This window comes from Pseudomonas allii, from assembly GCF_055380095.1.
This window is the reverse complement of record NZ_AP039450.1, coordinates 1,272,268-1,291,422: the sequence shown is the minus strand read 5'-3', so window position 1 is coordinate 1,291,422 and position 19,155 is coordinate 1,272,268. Positions and strand designations below refer to the sequence as shown.

Sequence of the window (19,155 nt, the reverse complement as noted above, 5' to 3'; positions counted from 1 at the left end):
AACGCCATACCACAGCCTATTCGGATTGCCGGATCACGGCGTGACAAAGTCTTCGAAACAAAAATTTAATACCCTTATAAATCAGATAGATGACCTTTTATTCGAGGTATGGCACGACTCATGCTCTACACTCCCTGACGATTGCCTGAGACGCCTCAGGAGCCGTCACGGGCATTCGCTGTACAAGAGAGCCGTTTAGCCGGCTTCATAAAAAAAACAAATGTCGAGGAAGTATTGATGCGCATCGTTCCCCATATCCTGGGCGCAGCTATCGCTGCTGCTCTGATCAGCACTCCAGTTTTCGCCGCCGAACTCACCGGCACACTGAAGAAAATCAACGACTCCGGCACCATCACCCTCGCTCACCGCGACAGCTCCATTCCGTTTTCCTACATCGCGGATGGTTCGGGCAAACCTGTGGGCTACTCCCACGACATTCAGTTGGCTATCGTTGAAGCCCTGAAAAAAGACCTGAACAAACCCGACCTGAAGGCCAAGTACAACCTGGTGACCTCGCAAACCCGCATTCCGCTGATCCAGAACGGCACCGCGGACCTCGAGTGCGGCTCCACCACCAACAACGCCGAACGCGCCCAGCAAGTTGATTTCACCGTCAACATCTTCGAAATCGGCACCCGCCTGCTGGTCAAGAAAGACAAGGATGGCAAGCCGTCCTACGCTGACTTCGCCGACCTGAAAGGCAAGAACGTCGTGACCACCGCTGGCACAACGTCCGAGCGCATCATCAAGGCGATGAACGCCGACAAGCAGATGGGCATGAACGTCATCTCCGCCAAAGACCACGGCGAATCCTTCCAGATGCTGGAAAGCGGCCGTGCCGTCGCGTTCATGATGGACGACGCCCTGCTGGCCGGTGAAGAAGCCAAGGCCAAGAAGCCGGACGACTGGGTCATCACCGGTACTCCGCAGTCCTTTGAGGCCTACGCCTGCATGGTTCGCAAAGGCGATCCTGACTTCAAGAAAGCTGTCGATGACGCCATCGTTGCCCTGTACAAATCCGGCGAAATCAACAAGATCTACAGCAAATGGTTCGAGAGCCCGATCCCACCAAAAGGCCTGAACCTGAACTTCCCGATGAGCGACAAGGTGAAGGAGCTGATCGCTAACCCAAGCGACAAACCAGCCCCTGACGTAAAAATCTGATACCTGACTAAGCTTATCTCCTGAGGGAGCCAACCTCCCTCAGGCGTCTGTTACTACCTGCTGGCTTTATTGTGGAACACTCGACCTGGCGGTTTTCGAGCCGATCGCGTGTGCCTGGCGTTCACCGCCGGGCGGGAAAGGATCTTCCCCAAGCGGGTGCTTGTACATCGATCGATTTCGAGGGGAGACCCTAATGAACTACAACTGGGACTGGGGCGTGTTCTTCAAGTCCACTGGCGTGGGCAGCGAGACTTATCTCGACTGGTACATCGCCGGCTTGGGCTGGACCATCGCCATCGCTGTCGTGGCATGGATTATCGCCTTGCTGCTGGGGTCCATTCTGGGCGTCATGCGCACCGTGCCAAACCGCATCGTATCGGGCATCGCGACCTGCTACGTGGAACTGTTTCGTAACGTGCCGCTGCTGGTTCAGCTGTTCATCTGGTACTTCCTGGTACCCGACATGCTGCCGCAGAACCTGCAGGACTGGTACAAACAGGACCTCAACCCGACCACCTCGGCCTACCTGAGCGTTGTCGTGTGCCTGGGCCTGTTCACCGCGGCCCGTGTGTGCGAACAAGTGCGTACCGGCATCCAGGCGCTGCCACGTGGCCAGGAATCCGCTGCACGCGCCATGGGCTTCAAGCTGCCGCAGATCTACTGGAACGTGCTGCTGCCCCAGGCCTACCGGATCATCATTCCGCCGCTTACCTCGGAATTCCTCAACGTCTTCAAGAACTCCTCCGTGGCGTCCTTGATCGGCCTGATGGAACTGCTGGCGCAAACCAAACAGACCGCCGAGTTCTCGGCCAACCTGTTTGAAGCCTTCACCCTGGCCACGCTGATCTACTTCACCCTGAACATGAGCCTGATGTTGCTGATGCGCGTGGTCGAGAAGAAAGTCGCAGTGCCCGGCCTGATCTCCGTGGGGGGTAAATAATGGACTTCGATTTCAGCGGCATCATCCCCGCCATCCCGGGCCTGTGGAACGGCATGGTCATGACCCTGCAGTTGATGGTCATGGGCGTGGTCGGCGGTATCGCGCTGGGTACGGTCCTGGCGCTGATGCGCCTGTCGTCCAGCAAACTGCTGTCGCGCGTTGCCGGCGCTTATGTGAACTACTTCCGCTCGATCCCGCTGCTGCTGGTGATCACCTGGTTCTACCTGGCGGTGCCGTTCGTATTGCGCTGGATCACCGGCGAAGACACCCCGATCGGTGCGTTCACCTCCTGCGTCGTGGCCTTCATGATGTTCGAAGCCGCGTACTTCTGTGAAATCGTGCGGGCCGGCGTGCAGTCGATCCCCAAGGGCCAGATGGCGGCGGCACAGGCCATGGGCATGACCTACGGCCAGACCATGCGCCTGATCATCCTGCCCCAGGCGTTCCGCAAGATGACCCCGTTGCTGCTGCAGCAGTCGATCATCCTGTTCCAGGACACCTCGCTGGTCTACACCGTGGGCCTGGTGGACTTCCTCAACTCCGCCCGCTCCAACGGCGACATCATCGGCCGCTCCAATGAGTTCCTGATCTTCGCCGGTGTCGTCTACTTCATCATCAGCTTTTCCGCCTCGCTGCTGGTCAAGCGTCTGCAAAAAAGGTTTGCCGTATGATCTCTATCAAGAACATCAACAAGTGGTATGGCGACTTCCAGGTGCTGACCGATTGCAGCACCGAGGTTAAAAAAGGCGAAGTGATCGTGGTGTGCGGGCCGTCCGGCTCGGGTAAGTCCACCCTGATCAAGTGCGTCAACGCGCTGGAACCGTTCCAGAAGGGCGACATCGTGGTCGACGGCACCTCCATCGCCGACCCTAAGACCAACCTGCCGCAACTGCGCTCGCGCGTCGGCATGGTGTTCCAGCACTTCGAGCTGTTCCCGCACCTGACCATCACCGAAAACCTGACCATCGCGCAGATCAAGGTGCTCGGCCGCAGCAAGGAAGAAGCCACCAAGAAAGGCCTGCAACTGCTCGAGCGCGTAGGCCTGTCGGCGCATGCCCACAAGCACCCGGGCCAGCTCTCCGGCGGCCAGCAACAACGTGTGGCGATTGCCCGCGCCCTGGCCATGGACCCGATCGTCATGCTGTTCGACGAACCGACCTCGGCGCTGGACCCGGAAATGGTCAACGAAGTGCTCGACGTGATGGTGCAACTGGCCCACGAAGGCATGACCATGATGTGCGTGACCCACGAAATGGGCTTCGCCCGCAAAGTGGCCGACCGCGTGATCTTCATGGACGCTGGCAAGATCATCGAAGACTGCCCGAAAGAAGAGTTCTTCGGCGACATCAGCGCCCGCTCCGAACGCGCGCAGCACTTCCTTGAGAAAATCCTGCAGCACTAAGCACTACATAGCTTCCACTGTAGAAACCGGGCCCATGTGACACTGGGCTTGTGTGGGAGCGGGCTTGCTCGCGAAGGCGTAGTGTCAGTCGATAGATTCTTCATTGACCCACCGCCTTCGCGAGCAAGCCCGCTCCCACATTGGTCCGTGCAGGCCGGTAAGCTCTGGTTGACCCAAGGCATCTGTGATGAAATGCGACCCCAACCAATTTCGCGCCGCACCGCCATCACTTGCCGTGAAACCACGTATGATCCGCCAACTGTTCCTGCCGCCACTGATCATCGCCCTGATGATCGGCCTGGGTTTCATCGGCTTCTGGGTCAGTGAGTACTACGGCATCCGCACCCTCAGCGATACCGGCGAACGCCAGTTGGAGTTGCATGCCCGCACCGTCGAAAGCGAGCTGAGCAAATACACCTACCTGCCCAGCCTGCTGGAACTGGAGTCCAGCGTCTCCACGCTGCTGGCCGACCCGAACCAGGAAACCCGCAAGACCGTCAACGATTACCTCGAAGGCCTGAACCGACGCAGTCGCAGTCGGGCCATCTACGTGATGGACACCACCGGCCGCGTGCTGGCCACCAGTAACTGGCGCGATGCCGACAGTTACCAGGGTGAAGACCTGTCCTTCCGCGCCTATTTCCAGAACGCCGTGCGGGGCCAGCCTGGCCGTTTCTACGGCATCGGCAGCACCAACGGCGAACCCGGCTACTACCTGGCCCACGGCCTGGAAGAGCATGGCAAGATCATCGGCGTCGCGGTGGTCAAGGTACGCCTCGAAGCCCTCGAAGAGCGCTGGCAACGCGCACGCCTCGAAGCGTTCGTGAGCGACGAAAACGGCATCATCATCCTCTCCAGTGACCCGGCCCGCCGCCTCAAGGCCGTGCGCCCGCTGAGCGATGACACCAAGGACCGCCTGGCCCACAGCCTGCAATATTACTGGGCGACGCTGAACGAGCTGGAACCCCTGGCCCGCGAGCGCCTCAACGAAGGCACCGAGAAGCTGACCTTCCCGGCCAACAGCGAAGTGGTCAATGACGCCCACGAAGTCAGCTACCTGGCGCAAACCCGCCCGCTCAATGACACGCCGTGGAATTTCACCCTGCTCACCCCGCTCAACGACCTGCGCCGCGCCGCGATCAACCAGGGCATCCTGGTGGCCGTTGCGTTTGGCCTGGTGGCATTTTTGCTGATTGCCTGGAACGAACGGCGCAAAGTCATCGCCACCCGCCTCGCGGCACGGGAAGCCCTGCAGGAAGCCAACAGCCAGCTGGAACGGCGGATTGCCGAACGCACCGCCGACCTGCGCGCCAGCAACGAACGGCTCAAGGGCCAGATCCGCGAACGGCGCCAGGCCGAAGAAACCCTGCGCCGTGCCCAGGATGAACTGGTGCAGGCCGGCAAACTGGCGGCCATCGGCCAGATGTCCACCAGCATCGCCCACGAATTGAACCAGCCACTGGCCGCACTGCGCACCTTGTCCGGCAACACCGTGCGTTTCCTGGAACGCGGTGCACTGGACACTGCCAGTGCCAACCTCAAGACCATCAACGAACTGATCGACCGCATGGGCCGTATCACCGCCAGCCTGCGCTCCTTCGCCCGGCGCGGTGACGACCAGGGCGAAGCCAGCCTGGCCAAAGCGGTAGACGCCGCGTTCCAGGTGCTCGGCGCACGCCTGGACAGCCTTCCACTGACGCTGCACCGCGACTTTTCCCACGCCCAATTGCAAATCGACCAGACGCGCCTGGAACAGATCCTGGTCAACCTGATCGGCAATGCCCTCGACGCCATGCAAGCCCAACCGGCCCCGCAATTGTGGCTGGAAGGCAGCAGCAGCGAGGGCAAATACCGCCTGCAAGTGCGCGACAATGGCCACGGCATCGACCCCGAGGCGCGCAAGCATTTGTTCGAACCGTTCTTCACCACCAAGCCTGGCGAGCAAGGCCTGGGCCTGGGCCTGACGCTGTCCGCCAGCCTGGCGGCGGCCACCGGTGGCACCCTCGCCGTGGAACACCCGGCCAGTGGTGGAACGGCCTTTGTCTTGTGCCTGCCGCTGGCGGGCACTCAACAAGCTGAGTCGACATGAATACAGACGCTACAGCCCTTAAAGATGACCTCACCGTGCTGATCGTCGAAGACGACCCCCACGTGCTCCTCGGCTGCCAGCAAGCCCTGGCCCTGGAAGATATTCCCAGCGTCGGCGTGGGCAGTGCCGAAGAAGCCTTGAAGCGCATCGGCGAAAACTTCGCCGGCATCGTGATCAGCGATATCCGTTTGCCGGGCATCGATGGCCTGGAGCTGCTCACCCGTCTCAAGGCCCTGGATAAAAGCCTGCCGGTGGTGCTGATCACCGGGCACGGCGATATTTCCATGGCGGTCGGCGCGATGCGCAACGGAGCCTATGACTTCATGGAAAAACCCTTCTCCCCCGAACGCCTGGTCGACGTAGCGCGCCGCGCCCTGGAGCAGCGCGGGCTGGCGCGGGAAGTCTGGTCGCTGCGTCGGCAATTGGCCGAGCGCGATTCGTTGGAAGGTCGCATCATCGGCCGTTCGCCGGCCATGCAGAACCTGCGCGAGTTGATCGCCAACGTCGCTGATACCTCGGCCAACGTGCTGATCGAAGGCGAGACCGGCACCGGCAAGGAATTGGTCGCGCGTTGCCTGCATGATTTCAGCCGGCGTCACGCCCACCAGTTCGTCGCCCTGAACTGCGGCGGCCTGCCGGAGAACCTCTTCGAAAGCGAGATTTTCGGCCACGAAGCCAACGCCTTCACCGGTGCCGGCAAGCGCCGCATCGGCAAGATCGAACACGCCCACGAAGGCACGCTGTTCCTCGATGAAGTGGAAAGCATGCCGATCAACCTGCAGATCAAGCTGTTGCGGGTATTGCAGGAACGCACCCTGGAACGCCTGGGGTCGAACCAGAGCGTCGCGGTGGATTGCCGGGTGATCGCCGCCACCAAGTCCGACCTCGACGAACTGAGCCGCGCCAACCAGTTCCGCAGCGACCTGTATTACCGCCTCAACGTGGTCACCCTGGAACTGCCACCCCTGCGCGAGCGTCGCGAAGACATCCTGCAACTGTTCGAACACTTCCTGCAGCAGTCATCCCTGCGTTTCGACCGCACCGCACCGGAGCTGGACAACCAGACCCTGTCGAGCCTGATGAGCCACGACTGGCCGGGCAACGTACGTGAACTGCGCAACGTCGCCGAACGCTTCGCCCTCGGCCTGCCCGCCTTCAAGAAAAGCGGCGCCAGCAGCGGCGGCCAAGGCCTGGCCTTCACCGAAGCAGTGGAAGCCTTCGAACGCAACCTGCTCAACGATGCACTGCAACGCAGCGGCGGCAACCTGACCCAGGCCAGCCAGGAACTGGGAATGGCCAAGACCACGCTGTTCGACAAGGTCAAGAAATACGGGTTGAGCCACTGATGGACTTACTCTTGAAGGCCGCCCTCGGCGCGGCGGTGGTGCTGATCCTGGCGGCGCTGGCCAAGACCAGGAACTATTACATCGCAGGCCTGGTGCCGCTGTTTCCGACCTTTGCGTTGATCGCCCACTACATCGTCGGCAAAGGGCGCTCGGTGGACGATTTGAAGACCACGATCCTGTTCGGGATGTGGTCGATCATTCCGTACTTCGTGTACCTGGCGACCTTGTATGTGATGGTCGATCGGATGCGGTTGGAGGCGTCACTGGCCGTGGCCGCCGTGGCGTGGTTGATGGCCGCGACGGTGCTGGTGAGCATCTGGGTACGCGTCCACACCTGACCCAACACGGTCAAAACTGTGGGAGGGGGCTTGCCCCCGATGGCGGTGTATCAGAGACAGAAAAGCTGTCTGACCCACTGCAATCGGGGGCAAGCCCCCTCCCACATTTGAACCTCGGTGTGTCAGCGGACGATCTTGTCGACCTGGATCCCCAGCTTCTTCAGGCGATACCAGAAGCTGCGCTCGGAAATCCCGATCTTCGCCGCTGCCGCCGCCTGCACCCCATTGCTCTCCTGCAACGCCGCCAGAATATAGGCCTTCTCCACCTCCGCCAGCGCCGCATCCAGGTCCTGGGGAATGCCCGGCCCGTCGCTGAGGATGGCGGTCACACCGCCCTCGCTTGGCTTGGACGCAAACAGATAACCGGGCAGGTCGATATCCTCGATCACCGACGATGCCGCTACGATGGTCGCGCGCTCCACGCAGTTCTGCAGCTCACGGATATTGCCCGGCCAGTGATACGCCGCCATGGCCTGCAAGGCCTCCGGGCTGAAGCCGGTGATACGTTTGCCGGCGGTGGCGCTCAGGGTCTGGGCAAAGTGACGGGCCAGCGGCGCGATGTCTTCCACCCGCTCACGCAAGGCCGGCAACGGGATCGGGAACACGTTGAGGCGGTAATACAGGTCTTCGCGAAACTCTTTGCTGGCCACCGCATCCAGCAGATTCTTGTTGGTGGCGGCAATCACCCGCACGTCCACCTTGCGCTCGCGCGGGTCGCCCACCGGCTCGATCACCCGTTCCTGCAACGCCCGCAGGATCTTCGCCTGCAGCGCCAACGGCATGTCGCCCACTTCGTCGAGAAACAACGTGCCCTTGTCAGCCTGCTGGAAGCGCCCTACTCGGTCAGCCACAGCACCGGTAAACGCACCCTTGCGATGGCCGAACATTTCGCTTTCCAGCAGCCCTTCCGGGATCGCCGCACAGTTGACCGCCACGAACGGTTGGTCGGCACGGCTGCCGTGTTTGTGGATGGCGCGGGCCACCATTTCCTTGCCGGTTCCGCTTTCGCCGGTGAGCAGAATGGTGGCGCTGCTGTCGCGCACCGAGTCCACCGCTTGCAGCACTTTGCGAAACGCCGGGCTGTCGCCCACCAGGCTGTCGAACTGTGCGTGTTCGTCCAGTTCGGCGCGCAGGCGCGCGTTGTCGCGCATGATGTCGCGAAACTGCAGGGCCTTGGCCACGGTGATGTCCAGCTCGTCGATATCGAACGGCTTGGCGATGTAGTCGTAGGCGCCATTGCGCATCGACTGCACGGCGTTTTTCACGGTGCTGTAGGCAGTCATCACGATCACCGGCACGTGGGGGTAACGCACCTTGATCTCGGCCAGCAGCGCCGGCCCGTCCATGCCCGGCATACGCCAGTCGCTGATCACCAGGTCGATGTCTTCCTGCTCCAGCACCTTGAGCGCGTGCAGGCCGTTACCGGCGATGAACACCTGCACGCCGTTCTGGCCCAGGGCCGACGCCAGCAGATCGCAGAGCTTGGGTTCGTCATCGACGACCAGAATGTTATGCGTCATGACTGTCCTCGTCGTCTTCGCCCATCGCCGGAATGTACAGGCTGAAGGTGGCACCGGCATCTTTCTCACTGGCGCATTCGATGCTGCCGTCGTGACTTTCCATGATCGAATAGACTTTGGCCAGGCCCAGGCCGGTGCCCGAGGCCTTGGTGGTGACGAACGGGGTGAAGATGCGCTCGATCATGTCCGCCGGGATACCCTGGCCGGTGTCGGCGATGCTGATCACAGTGTTGTCTTCCACCGTACGAATGCCCAGGGTCAGGCGCCCGCCCTCAGGCATGGCGTCGATGGCGTTGAGAATCAGGTTGAGGCACGCCTGCTTGAGCTGCTTGGCGTCGGCGTAGAGGGTCGCTCCCGGCGCCTGGTCATCGACATGGGCATCGATCGCATGGGTGGCCAGTTCCGGCGCGCAGAAGCCGAGGATCTCGTCCACCAGCGCGCGCGCCGGTTGCAACACCCGCAGCGGCGGGTTGGGCTTGGCGAAGTCGAGGAACTCGGTGATCAGGTCGTTGATGCGGCTGACCTCGCTGACCACGTATTCCAGGTGGCGCTTGTCGGTTTCCGCCAGGTCGGCACGCCTGTGCAACAGCTGCGTGGCCGTCTTGATGATGCCCAGCGGGTTGCGGATCTCGTGGGCCAGGCCCATGGCGACTTCGCCCAGGGCGTGCAGGCGATCGCGTCGGCGCAGCTGGGCCTCCAGGTGATGCAGCTCGCCCAGGCGCTCGGTCATATGGTTGAACGTGCTGCTCAACTGCGCCAGCTCATCGCCGCCGCTGACCAGTACACGGTGTTCGTAGTCACCTGAAATCACTGCGTCAACGCCTTGGGACAGGTCGCGCAGCGGCTTGGTCAGGCGCCGCGACACCAGCAACCCCGCCGCCAGCGATAGCGCCGAGCTGAGCAGGAAGATCAGCACGAACAGGTTGCTCTGGTTGACCAGCCCGACCAGGCTGGTATGGCGCAACAGGCCGCTGAAAATCACGCCCTGCAAATCCCCCGCATCATTGAAGATCGGCCAGTACAGCCCGCTGTAGTTGTTGGTGAACTGCTCGCTGGGCTGGCGGGTGCTGCGCATCGCTGTTTCGACGCTCTTGGGGATGCGCGAGGGGTGATCCACGAAACGCTGGGTCGAAAATATCTCGGAGAAACCGTCGGGGTTGGCCAGGTACAGGCGCAGGTCGAGGGAATGCACATCGGCCACGCTGGTGAGGAAACTGCTGTCCAGGTAGGTAGCGACCAGCAAAATGTAATCGATACCGTCACGGCTGGTCTCGAAGGTCGATACCACCAGGCCGGTACTCACACCGGCCACCTGCACGGTCTGCAACACCGCATTGTTGGTCAGGTTGATCTGTTTGACGATGTCATCGGAGGCGGTGCTGAATTCCACTTTGTGGTCGCTGGTGCGAATCAGCGCCACCACGTCGATGTCGGTCGCGTCGGCAATGTCGGCGGTCAGCCTGTCGTGCTTGACGGCTCGCCGGCTTGAAGGCGGGCTGGTGTAGCGCAGGAACAGCTTGGCCATGCGCGCGTTGTCGTGAAGGATGTCGCCGATCTCGTCCTTGACGATCTTGGTCGACTCCTGCAGCCAGATGCGCACGTTGCTGTCGAAGATCTGCGACAGCGTGGTCGCGGCCAGCTCGGCCGCGATCATGGTAGGAATCACGCTGACCAACCAGAACGCCAGCACCAGCTTGCGCTGGACGCTCCAGCGCGAAATGGCAAAGGGGCGGGCTTTCTGGCGGGTCTTGGAGATCATCAGGTTTCGCTTATCGCAGCAGCCATGGCAGGGTCGGAACGGTCCGGTCGAATAAACAGTTTTACAAGCTTGAGCAGGCCGTTGACCAGCCGGTTGCGGTGACGGAAAAACACACTGTTGCCCTGGAACTCGCAGCCCAGGCGCAGCTTACTGGCATACCCGGCCTGCCCGCACTCATACACTGCAATATTGTGTTGAATACAGTAGTCGACATTGGTCAGCCAGCTGCGGAAGTACAGGTTGTAGTCGCGGGTGAACGCCACGTCATGCCCGAAAAACTTGTCCACCAGCCGGTGTTGGTCGACCAGCACCAGGTTGAACGCCACCAGTTGCTCGTCCACCCAGTAAAGAACACAGACCGCGCGCTCATCCAGGCGTTCGAGCACAGCGGTGAAGTAACCGGCGGGCAGCCGTTCGAACTGCAACTCGGCACGCGTGAGCGTGGCTTCGTACAGGCGCATGACCTCAGGCAGCACGTCGTCGATATTGCGCCGCCACTCCACCCGCGGCCCCGGCGCACGCAGCTTGCGGCGCAGGTCCTTGCGCGTGGACTTGCCCAGCGACCCCAGGTAGGCATCCACCGAGCCGTACGGCAGCGGCAATACACCCGTGGGCAAGCTCGGCATGCTCTGGAACCCCGCCGCGCGGCAGCTCTGGAGCCAGTGCGGGTCTTTGCTCGGCGCATCCTTGACCGCCAGCAGGCCGATGCCGAAGTCATCGGCATCCTGGCGTGCGGCCTCCAGCAAGTGCTTGAGCAACAGCGGACGCTGCGCATCCGCCACGCTGCTGGCGAAACCCACGTCGCAGCGTTCGGCCACGGGCGATCCGAGGGCATACAGCCCCAGTTGCAAAAGCCCCGGCCACAGCCGCTCGACACGCTCGGTCAGGCGCTTGCCGGCGCCCGACACCGTGGTGTCGAGGCGATAATGCGTGATGAACGCGGCAGCTACGGCCACCAGCGTTCCATCTTGATAAACCGCCAGGTAACGCCACTGAAAATCATCAATGGCGGCGTTCTCCACGGCGACGTAATAGTCCCAGTCCTCCAGGGCACCCGGGAAACAATCGTTCCAGGCACTACGCTGGATAGCCCGGATGGTCGGAAAAGCCTGGGCGGTGATCACATCGTGTCCTTAAGGCTTACGCCCGCTGTCGATAATCTTGAGGGGCCGGGATGGCCTGGGCATGCTGCTCGACGAACTCCGCACTCAACTCGATCACCCGGCGGTATTGCAGGTCGACGGTGATCATGTGGTAGCAGTTGTCCAGCAGGATCTTGGTCACCGGCCCGCCCAGGTGGCGTTCCACGTAGTCCGCGTTCCAGCGGCTGGTGATGTCGTCCTCGATGGAGTGCAACACCAGCGCCGGTACGTTGATCTTCGGCATGCGCTTCTTGACCACGGCGTTCATCCGGTGCAGTTCGCGCACAGTGATGCCCTCCATGGTCAGCAAGCCCGCTTCGCTGCTCTCGCCTTCCTTCATCTGCCGCTCGACAATGCCCCGCAGGCGTTCGTTCTTGATGCCGTACGGCGGCTTTTCTTCGAAGCGGCAGATATACACGCCAAACGGGATTTTCATCAGCAACGGCGTAAGGAACGCCAGCTTGTTGATGCTCCAGCCGTCGTACTTCAAGGTGGTGGAATACATCAGCAGCCCGGCGACTTGCCCCGGGTGTTCGGCGGCGACATACATCGACATTACCGCGCCCATCGACAAGCCACCGACAAACACCTGCTCGTGACGCTGGCGGACCTGCACGAAGGTCTTGCGCACCCCTTCGTACCAGTCCATCCAGCCCGTGGCCTGCAGGTCGCTGTTGTCACCGCAGTGCCCGGCCAGGGTGGGCACGTACACCGTGCAATTGCCCACCTTGGCCAGGCCCTTGGCGACCTGGCGCAACTCCGTCGGGGTGCCGGTCAGGCCGTGGATCAACAGGATCCCGACCGGACCGTCACCGAGAACGAAACCGGCATCACCTTCACCGAGGTCGATCCCGACGCTGTTCACCGGTTGGTCGCCCGCACCAGCAGTTGCTCCAGCAGCTTCAGGCCCAGCTCGATTTCCGGGTAGCTGATTTCCAGGGACGGTGCCAGGGTGATCACGTTTTTGTAGTAACCGCCCACGTCGAGGATCAGCCCGAGTTTCTGGCCGTCCACCACCATGTCGCCCTTCATGCCTTCTTCGACCATGTAGTCCAGGGTCGCCTTGTCCGGGGTGAAACCATCCGGGCCGCAGATTTCGCAGCGCAGCGCCAGGCCCAGGCCGTCGACGTCGCCGATGATCGGGAAACGCTTCTGCAGGTCCTGCAGGCCTTCGAGGAAGAACTTGCCCTTGGCCATGACCATCGCGCCGTAGTCGACTTCGTTGGTCATCTTGAACATTTCCAGGCCTACCGCCGTACCCAATGGATTGGAGGCGAAGGTGGAGTGGGTCGAACCTGGCGGGAAGATCTTCGGGTTGATCAACTCTTCACGGGCCCAGATGCCGCCCAGTGGGTTGAGGCCGTTGGTCAGCGCCTTGCCGAACACGATCACGTCCGGCTGTACGTCGAAGTGTTCGATCGACCACAGTTTGCCGGTGCGGTAGAAGCCCATCTGGATCTCGTCGGAGACCATCAGGATGCCGTGCTGATCCAGCACGTGCTTCAATTCGCGATAGAAGTTCATCGGCGGGATCACGTAGCCGCCGGTGCCCTGGATCGGCTCGACGTAGAACGCGGCGTATTCGCTGGAGCCGACTTTCGGGTCCCACACACCGTTGTATTCAGTCTCGAACAGGCGGGCGAATTGCTGCACGCAGTGGCTGCCGTATTCTTCCTTGGTCATGCCTTTGGGGCCACGGAAGTGGTACGGGAACGGGATGAACTGCGCGCGCTCGCCGAAGTGGCCATAGCGACGACGGTAGCGGTAGCTGGAGGTAATCGACGAAGCACCCAGGGTGCGCCCGTGGTAGCCGCCCTCGAAGGCGAACATCAGGCTCTTGCCGTTGGTGGCGTTACGCACCACTTTCAGGGAGTCTTCGATGGACTGCGAACCGCCGACGTTGAAGTGCACGCGACCGTCGAGGCCGAATTTCTTCTTGGCGTCGACCGCGATCATTTCCGACAGCTCGATCTTGCCCTTGTGCAGGTACTGGCTGGCGATTTGCGGCAGCGTGTCGATCTGCTGTTTCAACGCGTTGTTCAGGCGCGGGTTGGCGTAGCCGAAGTTGACCGCCGAGTACCACATTTGCAGGTCGAGGTAGGCCTGGTCTTCGGTGTCCCACACGTAGGAGCCTTCGCAACGGCTGAAAATACGCGGCGGCTCGATGTAGTGAACGGTGTCGCCGTAGGAGCAATACTTGGCTTCTTTGTCCAGAAGGATCTGGTCTTCGGCGGTAGCGATACGGATATCAGACATGATGGAAGAGTTCCTGGTTGTCAGCAGCAGTAAAGGTGGTGGCGTTGGCGGCGATGCCCTGAGGCAGTCGGGCCAGCAATGCAGGCAGCTCGGCAAAGGTGTCGAAGCGTGCGTGAGGAATGTTGTTGGCTTCGCAGTACTTGGCGAGGCTGCCCTTGGCGAACACGAAGTCGGCGGTGGAGGCCACGCACATATCGGACTTGCCGTCGCCGATCACCAGCACACGCTTGTTGCGCGGGGTGGACTTGCACTTGCAGTTGCCGGAAGCGGCACGGCACGCGTCGCTGGCATACGGGAAGTCGATGCGCCAGCTGTTCTGGTCGACCTGACGCAAGCGGTTGGCAAGGATCGGCAGCAAGGTCACGTAGTTGCGCGACAGGATGCGGGCGATGCCCTGCTCGATGCCATCGCTGACCACTTCGATGGTCGCGCCCAGTCCCATGACGTGGTCGACGAAGTCGGGGAAGTCCGGGTCGATCTCGACGCTGTCGAAGTACGCGAGCAATTCGGAAGGTGTGGCCTTGATCAGCGCCAGTTGGCGGCTCAGGCATTCGCGTGAACCGATATGCCCATCCAGCCATTCCTGTTCGATGGTTTCCCATTCGGGGCCGGCGAAGCGTTGGAGGACGTTGTCGATGACATCGGTGGGGGTAATGGTCCCGTCGAAGTCACACACGATATGCCACTGGATCATCGTTGTTTACCTTGGAGGAGCGCGCTGTGTGCGCTTGCACCAGAGGTAGAGCAGGGACTGTGCCAACTGGCCATCACCCAGCAGGGCCGGGGCTTTGGCGCGTATCGAAGGCGAAATGTGTCTTCCAAGCTACAATTTTTGTAGCTTGCTACAAACAAGATGAGTGCTTGCGTGAAGCTGGCCCTTCGCGCGTTCATGCGCACGTAATCAATCAAGGAACCGTGACCATGTACAGGATCACATGCGCTGCATTCGCCGGTTTGCTTGGCCTGTGGAGCTTTTCAAATGCTGCCCTGGCCGAAGGCATCACCGGTGAAGTGGGTGCGGGCCTCAGTTATCAGCCCCATGACCCCACCGCCAGTCGCTACGAAACCCGCCCCGTGCCCTACCTGGACCTGGATTGGGGCAACGTCAGCCTGAGTACCGATGATGGTTTGACCTGGAGTGCGCTCAACACACACGGCTTTACCGCCGGCCCCTATATCAATTACCTGTCAGGGCGCACGTCCAATGGCGATCTGCAGGGCCTGCGCAATGTGTCGGACATGGCCGAGGTGGGTGGCTTCGTCCAGTACGCCCCGGCTGATTTCTGGCGGGTCTACGCGCAATTGGGGCAAGCCGTGGGCGGTGGGCATTCGCAGAGTGGCGCCCTCGGCAAACTGGGTGGCGAGCTGGGCTACCCGCTGGGTGGAGGGATCATCGGCAGCAGCGGCCTGGTCGCGCATTTTGCCGATGCGCGCCAGACCAACACGTTTTTTGGCGTGGATGACAACGAGGCCGCCGCCACTGGCTTTCGTCCCTACAACGCCAGCGGCGGTTTCCAGAACGTGACGCTGACGCAGAGCTTCGAGTTTCCCCTGGCTGCCAAATGGTCGTTGCTGACCAGTGCGAGCTGGGTGCATCTGGTGGGTTCGGCGGCGGATAGCAGCATCGTCCGGCAGACCGGCGAAGTGAACCAGGGCCAGGTGCAAACAGCGATCAGCTACAAGTTCGATTAGGTTGGTCTGGGGTTTGCAATGAGGTGCTGGAATCCATTTTTCCAGGACACTTTTCATGGCTCGCCCCGCTTACCGCCTGCTGCACCACTCGCTCTGGGACCTGGTGCCCATCGCCCTGGGCCTGGCACATTTCGCCTTTGTCGTCTGGCTGGTTGCCGCCTTCCATCATCTGAGCTGGTGGGCCCTGGTACCGCTGGCGCTGCTTTACGCAGTGAGCCTGTCGTGGAGCATCAACAGCATCTCCCACAACCAGATCCACAATGCCTACTTCACCCATCGCGCCATGAACCGGGCCTTCGACCTGCTGCTGTCGGTGACCATCGGTTTTTCCCAGACGCTCTACCGCGACATCCACAACCGCCACCACCGTGGCAACGCCGACCTGCCGGGGCCGGATGGCAAGACCATCGACCCGCTGTCGATCTACCAGCGTGGCCACAACGGCCAGCCGGAAAACCCGTGGGCCTATACCTTCCTGAGTTTTTTCCGCGACGACCCCAAGCCGTTCTACGCCGAAATGAAGCGCAAACGCCCGGCCGATGCGCGCTGGGTCAAGGTCGAGATCGGCGTGACCGTGGCGTTCTACATCGCGCTGGCGTTCTACAACTGGCAGGCGGTGCTGTGGCTGCTGCCGTTCTGGTACCTGGGCCAGTGCCTGTCATCGCTCAATGGCTACTACGAGCATTTCGGCGGCAACCCGGACCTGCCGATCGCCTGGGGCGTGAGTTCCTACAGTGTGTTGTACAACCTGATCTGGATGAACAACGGCTACCACGCCGAGCATCACTACCGGCCGAAGATGCACTGGACCCAGGTGAAGGCGTTCCATCGGGAGATTGCCGGGCAGCAGCGGGAGGCAGGGGTCAAAACACTTCCGGTGTCCCATGGTCTAGGGTTTTTGGTGGCACACCGCAAACCCTAGACACTCAGTTTTCTTCGCCCTCTGCCAGGAGGGCGATACCACCGATAATCACCGCCACCCCCACCCAGTGCAGCGGGCTGATATGCTCCCCCAGCCCCAGCCACGAACCCAGCAACACCACCACAAACACCAGTGAACTCAGCGGAAACGCCAGGGACAGGCTGCTGCGCCGCAGGATCAGCATCCATACGAAAAATGCGCCGATGTAGCTGGCAATCGCCGCCAGGATCCCAGGGTTGCGCACCACCTCACCCAACCACTGCCAGTTGAAATCCATCTGCCCCAACTGGTCGCCAGCGACTTTGGTAAACAGCTGGCCGGCGCTTTCGGTGCAGATCAGCAAGGCCCACAGCACCACCGTGCCCAAACGCCCATGCAACCATCCGGTATTCATCGTTTGCGTACTCATGCCTGACTCCCTGCAATTGCTACCAACATCACGCCTAAGGTAATCACCAGCGTACCGAGCCAACGGCGCCGGCTGACGGTTTCGCCCAGCACCACCTTACCCGCCAGCACCACGCCGCAATACGCGAGCGCGGCCGCCGGAAACAGCAGGCTCAACGGCGCGCGCGAGAGGGCTTCGAGCCACACGAAAAACTCGACGGCATAGGCGCCGATGCCCGCCCACAGCAAAGGCGCATTGAACACCTGGCCCCAGAACGCATTCAGGCGAAAACCACCGTCCAGTTCAGGCAAGCGGTCCAGGCCGATCTTGAAACACAGCTGGCCAATCACATCGAGCACGATGGAAAACGCCACCAGCAACACCACGGTCAACGTCACGGGAACAGCTCCTCAAACAGATCGATCAGGGCTTCATTGGTCGCGGCATTGCGCTGCAAGTCTTCCACACTCCAGCGCTCGGGCGGCGGCTGGTCGGACTTGGCTTCCCAACGCTTGAAGGCATTGCTGAACGCCGGCGTGGCGAACTCGCCGCACACGTCGATGCCGATGATGCGCTTGCGCGCCGCCAACGCGCGCAAGGCTTGCAGCAGGTGAGTCAGGCGCATGCCGCCCTGATCCCAGTTGGTGGCGGCGTCTTCGCTGGCGAGTACGTCTTTGTCGATGGTGATCCAGATCGCCTCGGTGGGCAGGCTGCTGATCATCTGCTCAAGGAATGCCGCCCAGTCCAGCTCGGCCAGATTGCGCCAATGCAGGTGGTTTTCCTGCTGCTGGTGGCCGGCACCGTCCCCTACCCGCCCCCAGACTTTGGAGGGCGCATGCTGCCAGGGAAACAGCTGCAATTGCCCGCGCTTGAGAGCCCCGAGGTTGCCGCCGCGCAGTTGCGGGTTGTGCAGGTCGTCGCTGCACGGGCCGAGGGTGACGATGCGTTTGATCGCCGGCATCTTCAACGCGCGGTTGACCCACGAACCACAGTGACGCTTGGGCGCAAAGCGCACCCAGTCGGGGTGGTTGTCGAAGTGGATCAGGCTGATGGGCTCTTTCAAATCAGCCAGGAATGCCGGTGTGAGGTGATGATAATCGCCGGAGCCGACAAACAGGATTTCCGGCCGTGCGTCGATGGGCCTGGGCCGTTGGGCCAGGCGTTCGGCGAAGCGCTTCCAGGTTTTTTCGGTGGACCACAGGCGCAGCTTGGGGCCCAGGTCCAGCAGGTCGATACGGTGGGCGCGGCCACTGGCCAGGCGCCGGGCAATCGGTGCCTGGCCGGTGAGGCTGTGGTCGAGGTCAAGAATGTTCAAGGCAGTGTCCCTTAAGGCTTTAAGGGGTCAATGCAAGGGACGGGCCAGCACCGGTCTCAAGACCAATGGAGAACAATGTGGGAGGGGGCTTGCCCCCGATAGCAGAGTGTCAGTCAACACATGTCTTGACTGAACCACCGCTATCGGGGGCAAGCCCCCTCCCACATTTTGACCTGCGTTCGGCGTTAGTTCTTGGATTCGCTGATGATCTGCCGGATCGCGCCTACAAAAGCTTCCGCCGGCTGCCCACCGCTCACAGCGTACTGATCGTTGAACACGATGGTCGGCACCGAGGTCACGCCACGGGAGATCCACAGCTGTTCCTGTTCACGGACTTCGGCGGCGTACTCGTCGCTGGCCAGAATCTCGGCCGCGCGCTGGATATCCAGCCCGACGCTTTCGGCGATGATTGCCAGAGTGGCGTGGTCGGACGGGTCCTGCCCATCACTGAAGTATGCCTTGAACAGCGCTTCCTTGAGGTTGTACTGCAAACCTTCCAGCCCGGCCCAATGCAGCAGGCGATGCGCGTCGAAGGTGTTGTAGATGCGGCTCTGGCCGTCGGTGCGGAACGCAAAGCCCAACCCGGCGCCCATGTCGCGGATGCGTTCGCGGTTGGCCTGGGATTGCTCGGCGGTGGAGCCATATTTCTCGGTGATGTGCTCGACGATGTTCTGCCCCTCGGCGGGCATGTTCGGGTTCAGTTCGAACGGCTGGAAGTGGATCTCGGCCTGCACGTCGGCGCCAAGCTGGTCGAGGGCTTCGGTCAGGCCGCGCAGGCCGATGATGCACCAGGGGCAGGACACATCGCTGACGAAATCGATTTTCAGGGGAGTACTCATGGCAGGCAACCTCGCTGGCAGTAATGCGCCGTAAAGGTTGCAC

General features: G+C 61.6%; 19 protein-coding genes. 9 read left to right on the top strand and 10 right to left on the bottom strand.

The window, feature by feature from the left end:
• Positions 1–237 precede the first annotated feature (237 nt).
• The 7 genes from ACZ445_RS05740 (at position 238) to ACZ445_RS05710 (ending at position 7,279) form a co-directional block, all read left to right on the top strand.
• Positions 238–1,164, top strand: a complete 927-nt coding sequence (locus ACZ445_RS05740; protein ID WP_058423787.1) for a glutamate/aspartate ABC transporter substrate-binding protein — start codon at positions 238–240, stop codon at positions 1,162–1,164.
• A gap of 193 nt (positions 1,165–1,357) precedes the next feature.
• Positions 1,358–2,104, top strand: a complete 747-nt coding sequence (locus ACZ445_RS05735) for an amino acid ABC transporter permease (RefSeq protein ID WP_025856885.1) — start codon at positions 1,358–1,360, stop codon at positions 2,102–2,104.
• A complete protein-coding gene (locus tag ACZ445_RS05730; protein ID WP_010212763.1) occupies positions 2,104–2,775 on the top strand; it encodes an amino acid ABC transporter permease in 672 nt (223 codons plus the stop codon). Before ACZ445_RS05735 ends, ACZ445_RS05730 begins: the two co-directional genes overlap by 1 nt.
• Positions 2,772–3,506: an amino acid ABC transporter ATP-binding protein gene (locus tag ACZ445_RS05725; RefSeq protein ID WP_025856887.1), complete on the top strand. Its 735-nt coding sequence runs from the start codon at positions 2,772–2,774 to the stop codon at positions 3,504–3,506. The genes ACZ445_RS05730 and ACZ445_RS05725 overlap by 4 nt, the downstream gene beginning before the upstream one ends.
• Positions 3,507–3,693: 187 nt before the next feature.
• Positions 3,694–5,595: a two-component sensor histidine kinase AauS gene (aauS, locus tag ACZ445_RS05720; RefSeq protein ID WP_179040835.1), complete on the top strand. Its 1,902-nt coding sequence runs from the start codon at positions 3,694–3,696 to the stop codon at positions 5,593–5,595.
• Entirely contained in the window at positions 5,592–6,941 is a 1,350-nt protein-coding gene (gene aauR, locus ACZ445_RS05715) for a two-component response regulator AauR (protein WP_058423789.1), read from the top strand. The genes aauS and aauR overlap by 4 nt, the downstream gene beginning before the upstream one ends.
• Positions 6,941–7,279 (top strand): GlpM family protein, encoded by a 339-nt coding sequence (locus ACZ445_RS05710; protein WP_058423790.1) that lies wholly within the window; start codon positions 6,941–6,943, stop codon positions 7,277–7,279. The genes aauR and ACZ445_RS05710 overlap by 1 nt, the downstream gene beginning before the upstream one ends.
• A 122-nt stretch (positions 7,280–7,401) precedes the next feature.
• On the opposite strand, the gene ACZ445_RS05705 is transcribed toward ACZ445_RS05710, so the two are convergent.
• From ACZ445_RS05705 to ACZ445_RS05680, 6 genes are read right to left on the bottom strand one after another with little or no spacing between them, the layout of a single operon-like run.
• Positions 7,402–8,799: a sigma-54-dependent transcriptional regulator gene (locus ACZ445_RS05705; RefSeq protein ID WP_058423791.1), complete on the bottom strand. Its 1,398-nt coding sequence runs from the start codon at positions 8,797–8,799 to the stop codon at positions 7,402–7,404.
• Positions 8,789–10,558 (bottom strand): sensor histidine kinase, encoded by a 1,770-nt coding sequence (locus tag ACZ445_RS05700; RefSeq protein ID WP_179029488.1) that lies wholly within the window; start codon positions 10,556–10,558, stop codon positions 8,789–8,791. The genes ACZ445_RS05705 and ACZ445_RS05700 overlap by 11 nt, the downstream gene beginning before the upstream one ends.
• Complete coding sequence (locus ACZ445_RS05695; protein WP_058423793.1) at positions 10,558–11,682, bottom strand: GNAT family N-acetyltransferase; 1,125 nt, start codon at positions 11,680–11,682, stop codon at positions 10,558–10,560. Before ACZ445_RS05695 ends, ACZ445_RS05700 begins: the two co-directional genes overlap by 1 nt.
• A 16-nt stretch (positions 11,683–11,698) precedes the next feature.
• A complete protein-coding gene (locus ACZ445_RS05690; RefSeq protein WP_464708071.1) occupies positions 11,699–12,565 on the bottom strand; it encodes an alpha/beta hydrolase in 867 nt (288 codons plus the stop codon).
• Positions 12,562–13,956, bottom strand: a complete 1,395-nt coding sequence (locus ACZ445_RS05685) for an aspartate aminotransferase family protein (RefSeq protein WP_016977483.1) — start codon at positions 13,954–13,956, stop codon at positions 12,562–12,564. Before ACZ445_RS05685 ends, ACZ445_RS05690 begins: the two co-directional genes overlap by 4 nt.
• Positions 13,949–14,650 carry an MtnX-like HAD-IB family phosphatase gene (locus ACZ445_RS05680; protein WP_058423795.1) on the bottom strand — a complete coding sequence of 234 codons (702 nt, stop codon included), beginning with the start codon at positions 14,648–14,650 and terminating at the stop codon, positions 13,949–13,951. Before ACZ445_RS05680 ends, ACZ445_RS05685 begins: the two co-directional genes overlap by 8 nt.
• A 227-nt stretch (positions 14,651–14,877) precedes the next feature.
• Here ACZ445_RS05680 and ACZ445_RS05675 point away from each other — a divergent pair, with 227 nt between their 5' ends.
• Positions 14,878–15,648, top strand: coding sequence for a MipA/OmpV family protein (locus ACZ445_RS05675; protein WP_058423796.1), 771 nt, complete (start codon positions 14,878–14,880; stop codon positions 15,646–15,648).
• Between the two features lie 55 nt (positions 15,649–15,703).
• Complete coding sequence (locus ACZ445_RS05670; RefSeq protein WP_464708070.1) at positions 15,704–16,570, top strand: fatty acid desaturase family protein; 867 nt, start codon at positions 15,704–15,706, stop codon at positions 16,568–16,570.
• A gap of 4 nt (positions 16,571–16,574) precedes the next feature.
• Here the strand turns inward: ACZ445_RS05670 and ACZ445_RS05665 are convergent, their stop codons facing one another.
• The 4 genes from ACZ445_RS05665 to ACZ445_RS05650 form a co-directional block, all read right to left on the bottom strand.
• Complete coding sequence (locus ACZ445_RS05665; protein ID WP_058423798.1) at positions 16,575–16,979, bottom strand: DMT family transporter; 405 nt, start codon at positions 16,977–16,979, stop codon at positions 16,575–16,577.
• Positions 16,976–17,356, bottom strand: a complete 381-nt coding sequence (locus ACZ445_RS05660; RefSeq protein WP_016977488.1) for a DMT family transporter — start codon at positions 17,354–17,356, stop codon at positions 16,976–16,978. Before ACZ445_RS05660 ends, ACZ445_RS05665 begins: the two co-directional genes overlap by 4 nt.
• Positions 17,353–18,273 (bottom strand): arginase family protein, encoded by a 921-nt coding sequence (locus tag ACZ445_RS05655; RefSeq protein ID WP_179040676.1) that lies wholly within the window; start codon positions 18,271–18,273, stop codon positions 17,353–17,355. Before ACZ445_RS05655 ends, ACZ445_RS05660 begins: the two co-directional genes overlap by 4 nt.
• Before the next feature lie 185 nt (positions 18,274–18,458).
• Entirely contained in the window at positions 18,459–19,112 is a 654-nt protein-coding gene (locus ACZ445_RS05650; RefSeq protein ID WP_058423800.1) for a DsbA family oxidoreductase, read from the bottom strand.
• Between the last annotated feature and the right edge of the window lie 43 nt (positions 19,113–19,155).

Excerpts from the sequence above, each read along its gene's own strand:
- ACZ445_RS05670 (WP_464708070.1), top strand. The coding sequence starts at position 15,704 with ATGGCTCGCCCCGCTTACCGCCTGCTGCACCACTCGCTCTGGGACCTG.
- ACZ445_RS05725 (WP_025856887.1), top strand. The coding sequence starts at position 2,772 with ATGATCTCTATCAAGAACATCAACAAGTGGTATGGCGACTTCCAGGTG.
- ACZ445_RS05665 (WP_058423798.1), bottom strand. The coding sequence starts at position 16,979 with ATGAGTACGCAAACGATGAATACCGGATGGTTGCATGGGCGTTTGGGC.
- ACZ445_RS05700 (WP_179029488.1), bottom strand. The coding sequence starts at position 10,558 with ATGATCTCCAAGACCCGCCAGAAAGCCCGCCCCTTTGCCATTTCGCGC.
- ACZ445_RS05650 (WP_058423800.1), bottom strand. The coding sequence starts at position 19,112 with ATGAGTACTCCCCTGAAAATCGATTTCGTCAGCGATGTGTCCTGCCCC.
- ACZ445_RS05730 (WP_010212763.1), top strand. The coding sequence starts at position 2,104 with ATGGACTTCGATTTCAGCGGCATCATCCCCGCCATCCCGGGCCTGTGG.
- ACZ445_RS05675 (WP_058423796.1), top strand. The coding sequence starts at position 14,878 with ATGTACAGGATCACATGCGCTGCATTCGCCGGTTTGCTTGGCCTGTGG.
- aauR (WP_058423789.1), top strand. The coding sequence starts at position 5,592 with ATGAATACAGACGCTACAGCCCTTAAAGATGACCTCACCGTGCTGATC.
- ACZ445_RS05680 (WP_058423795.1), bottom strand. The coding sequence starts at position 14,650 with ATGATCCAGTGGCATATCGTGTGTGACTTCGACGGGACCATTACCCCC.
- ACZ445_RS05685 (WP_016977483.1), bottom strand. The coding sequence starts at position 13,956 with ATGTCTGATATCCGTATCGCTACCGCCGAAGACCAGATCCTTCTGGAC.
- ACZ445_RS05705 (WP_058423791.1), bottom strand. The coding sequence starts at position 8,799 with ATGACGCATAACATTCTGGTCGTCGATGACGAACCCAAGCTCTGCGAT.
- ACZ445_RS05710 (WP_058423790.1), top strand. The coding sequence starts at position 6,941 with ATGGACTTACTCTTGAAGGCCGCCCTCGGCGCGGCGGTGGTGCTGATC.
- aauS (WP_179040835.1), top strand. The coding sequence starts at position 3,694 with ATGAAATGCGACCCCAACCAATTTCGCGCCGCACCGCCATCACTTGCC.
- ACZ445_RS05740 (WP_058423787.1), top strand. The coding sequence starts at position 238 with ATGCGCATCGTTCCCCATATCCTGGGCGCAGCTATCGCTGCTGCTCTG.
- ACZ445_RS05735 (WP_025856885.1), top strand. The coding sequence starts at position 1,358 with ATGAACTACAACTGGGACTGGGGCGTGTTCTTCAAGTCCACTGGCGTG.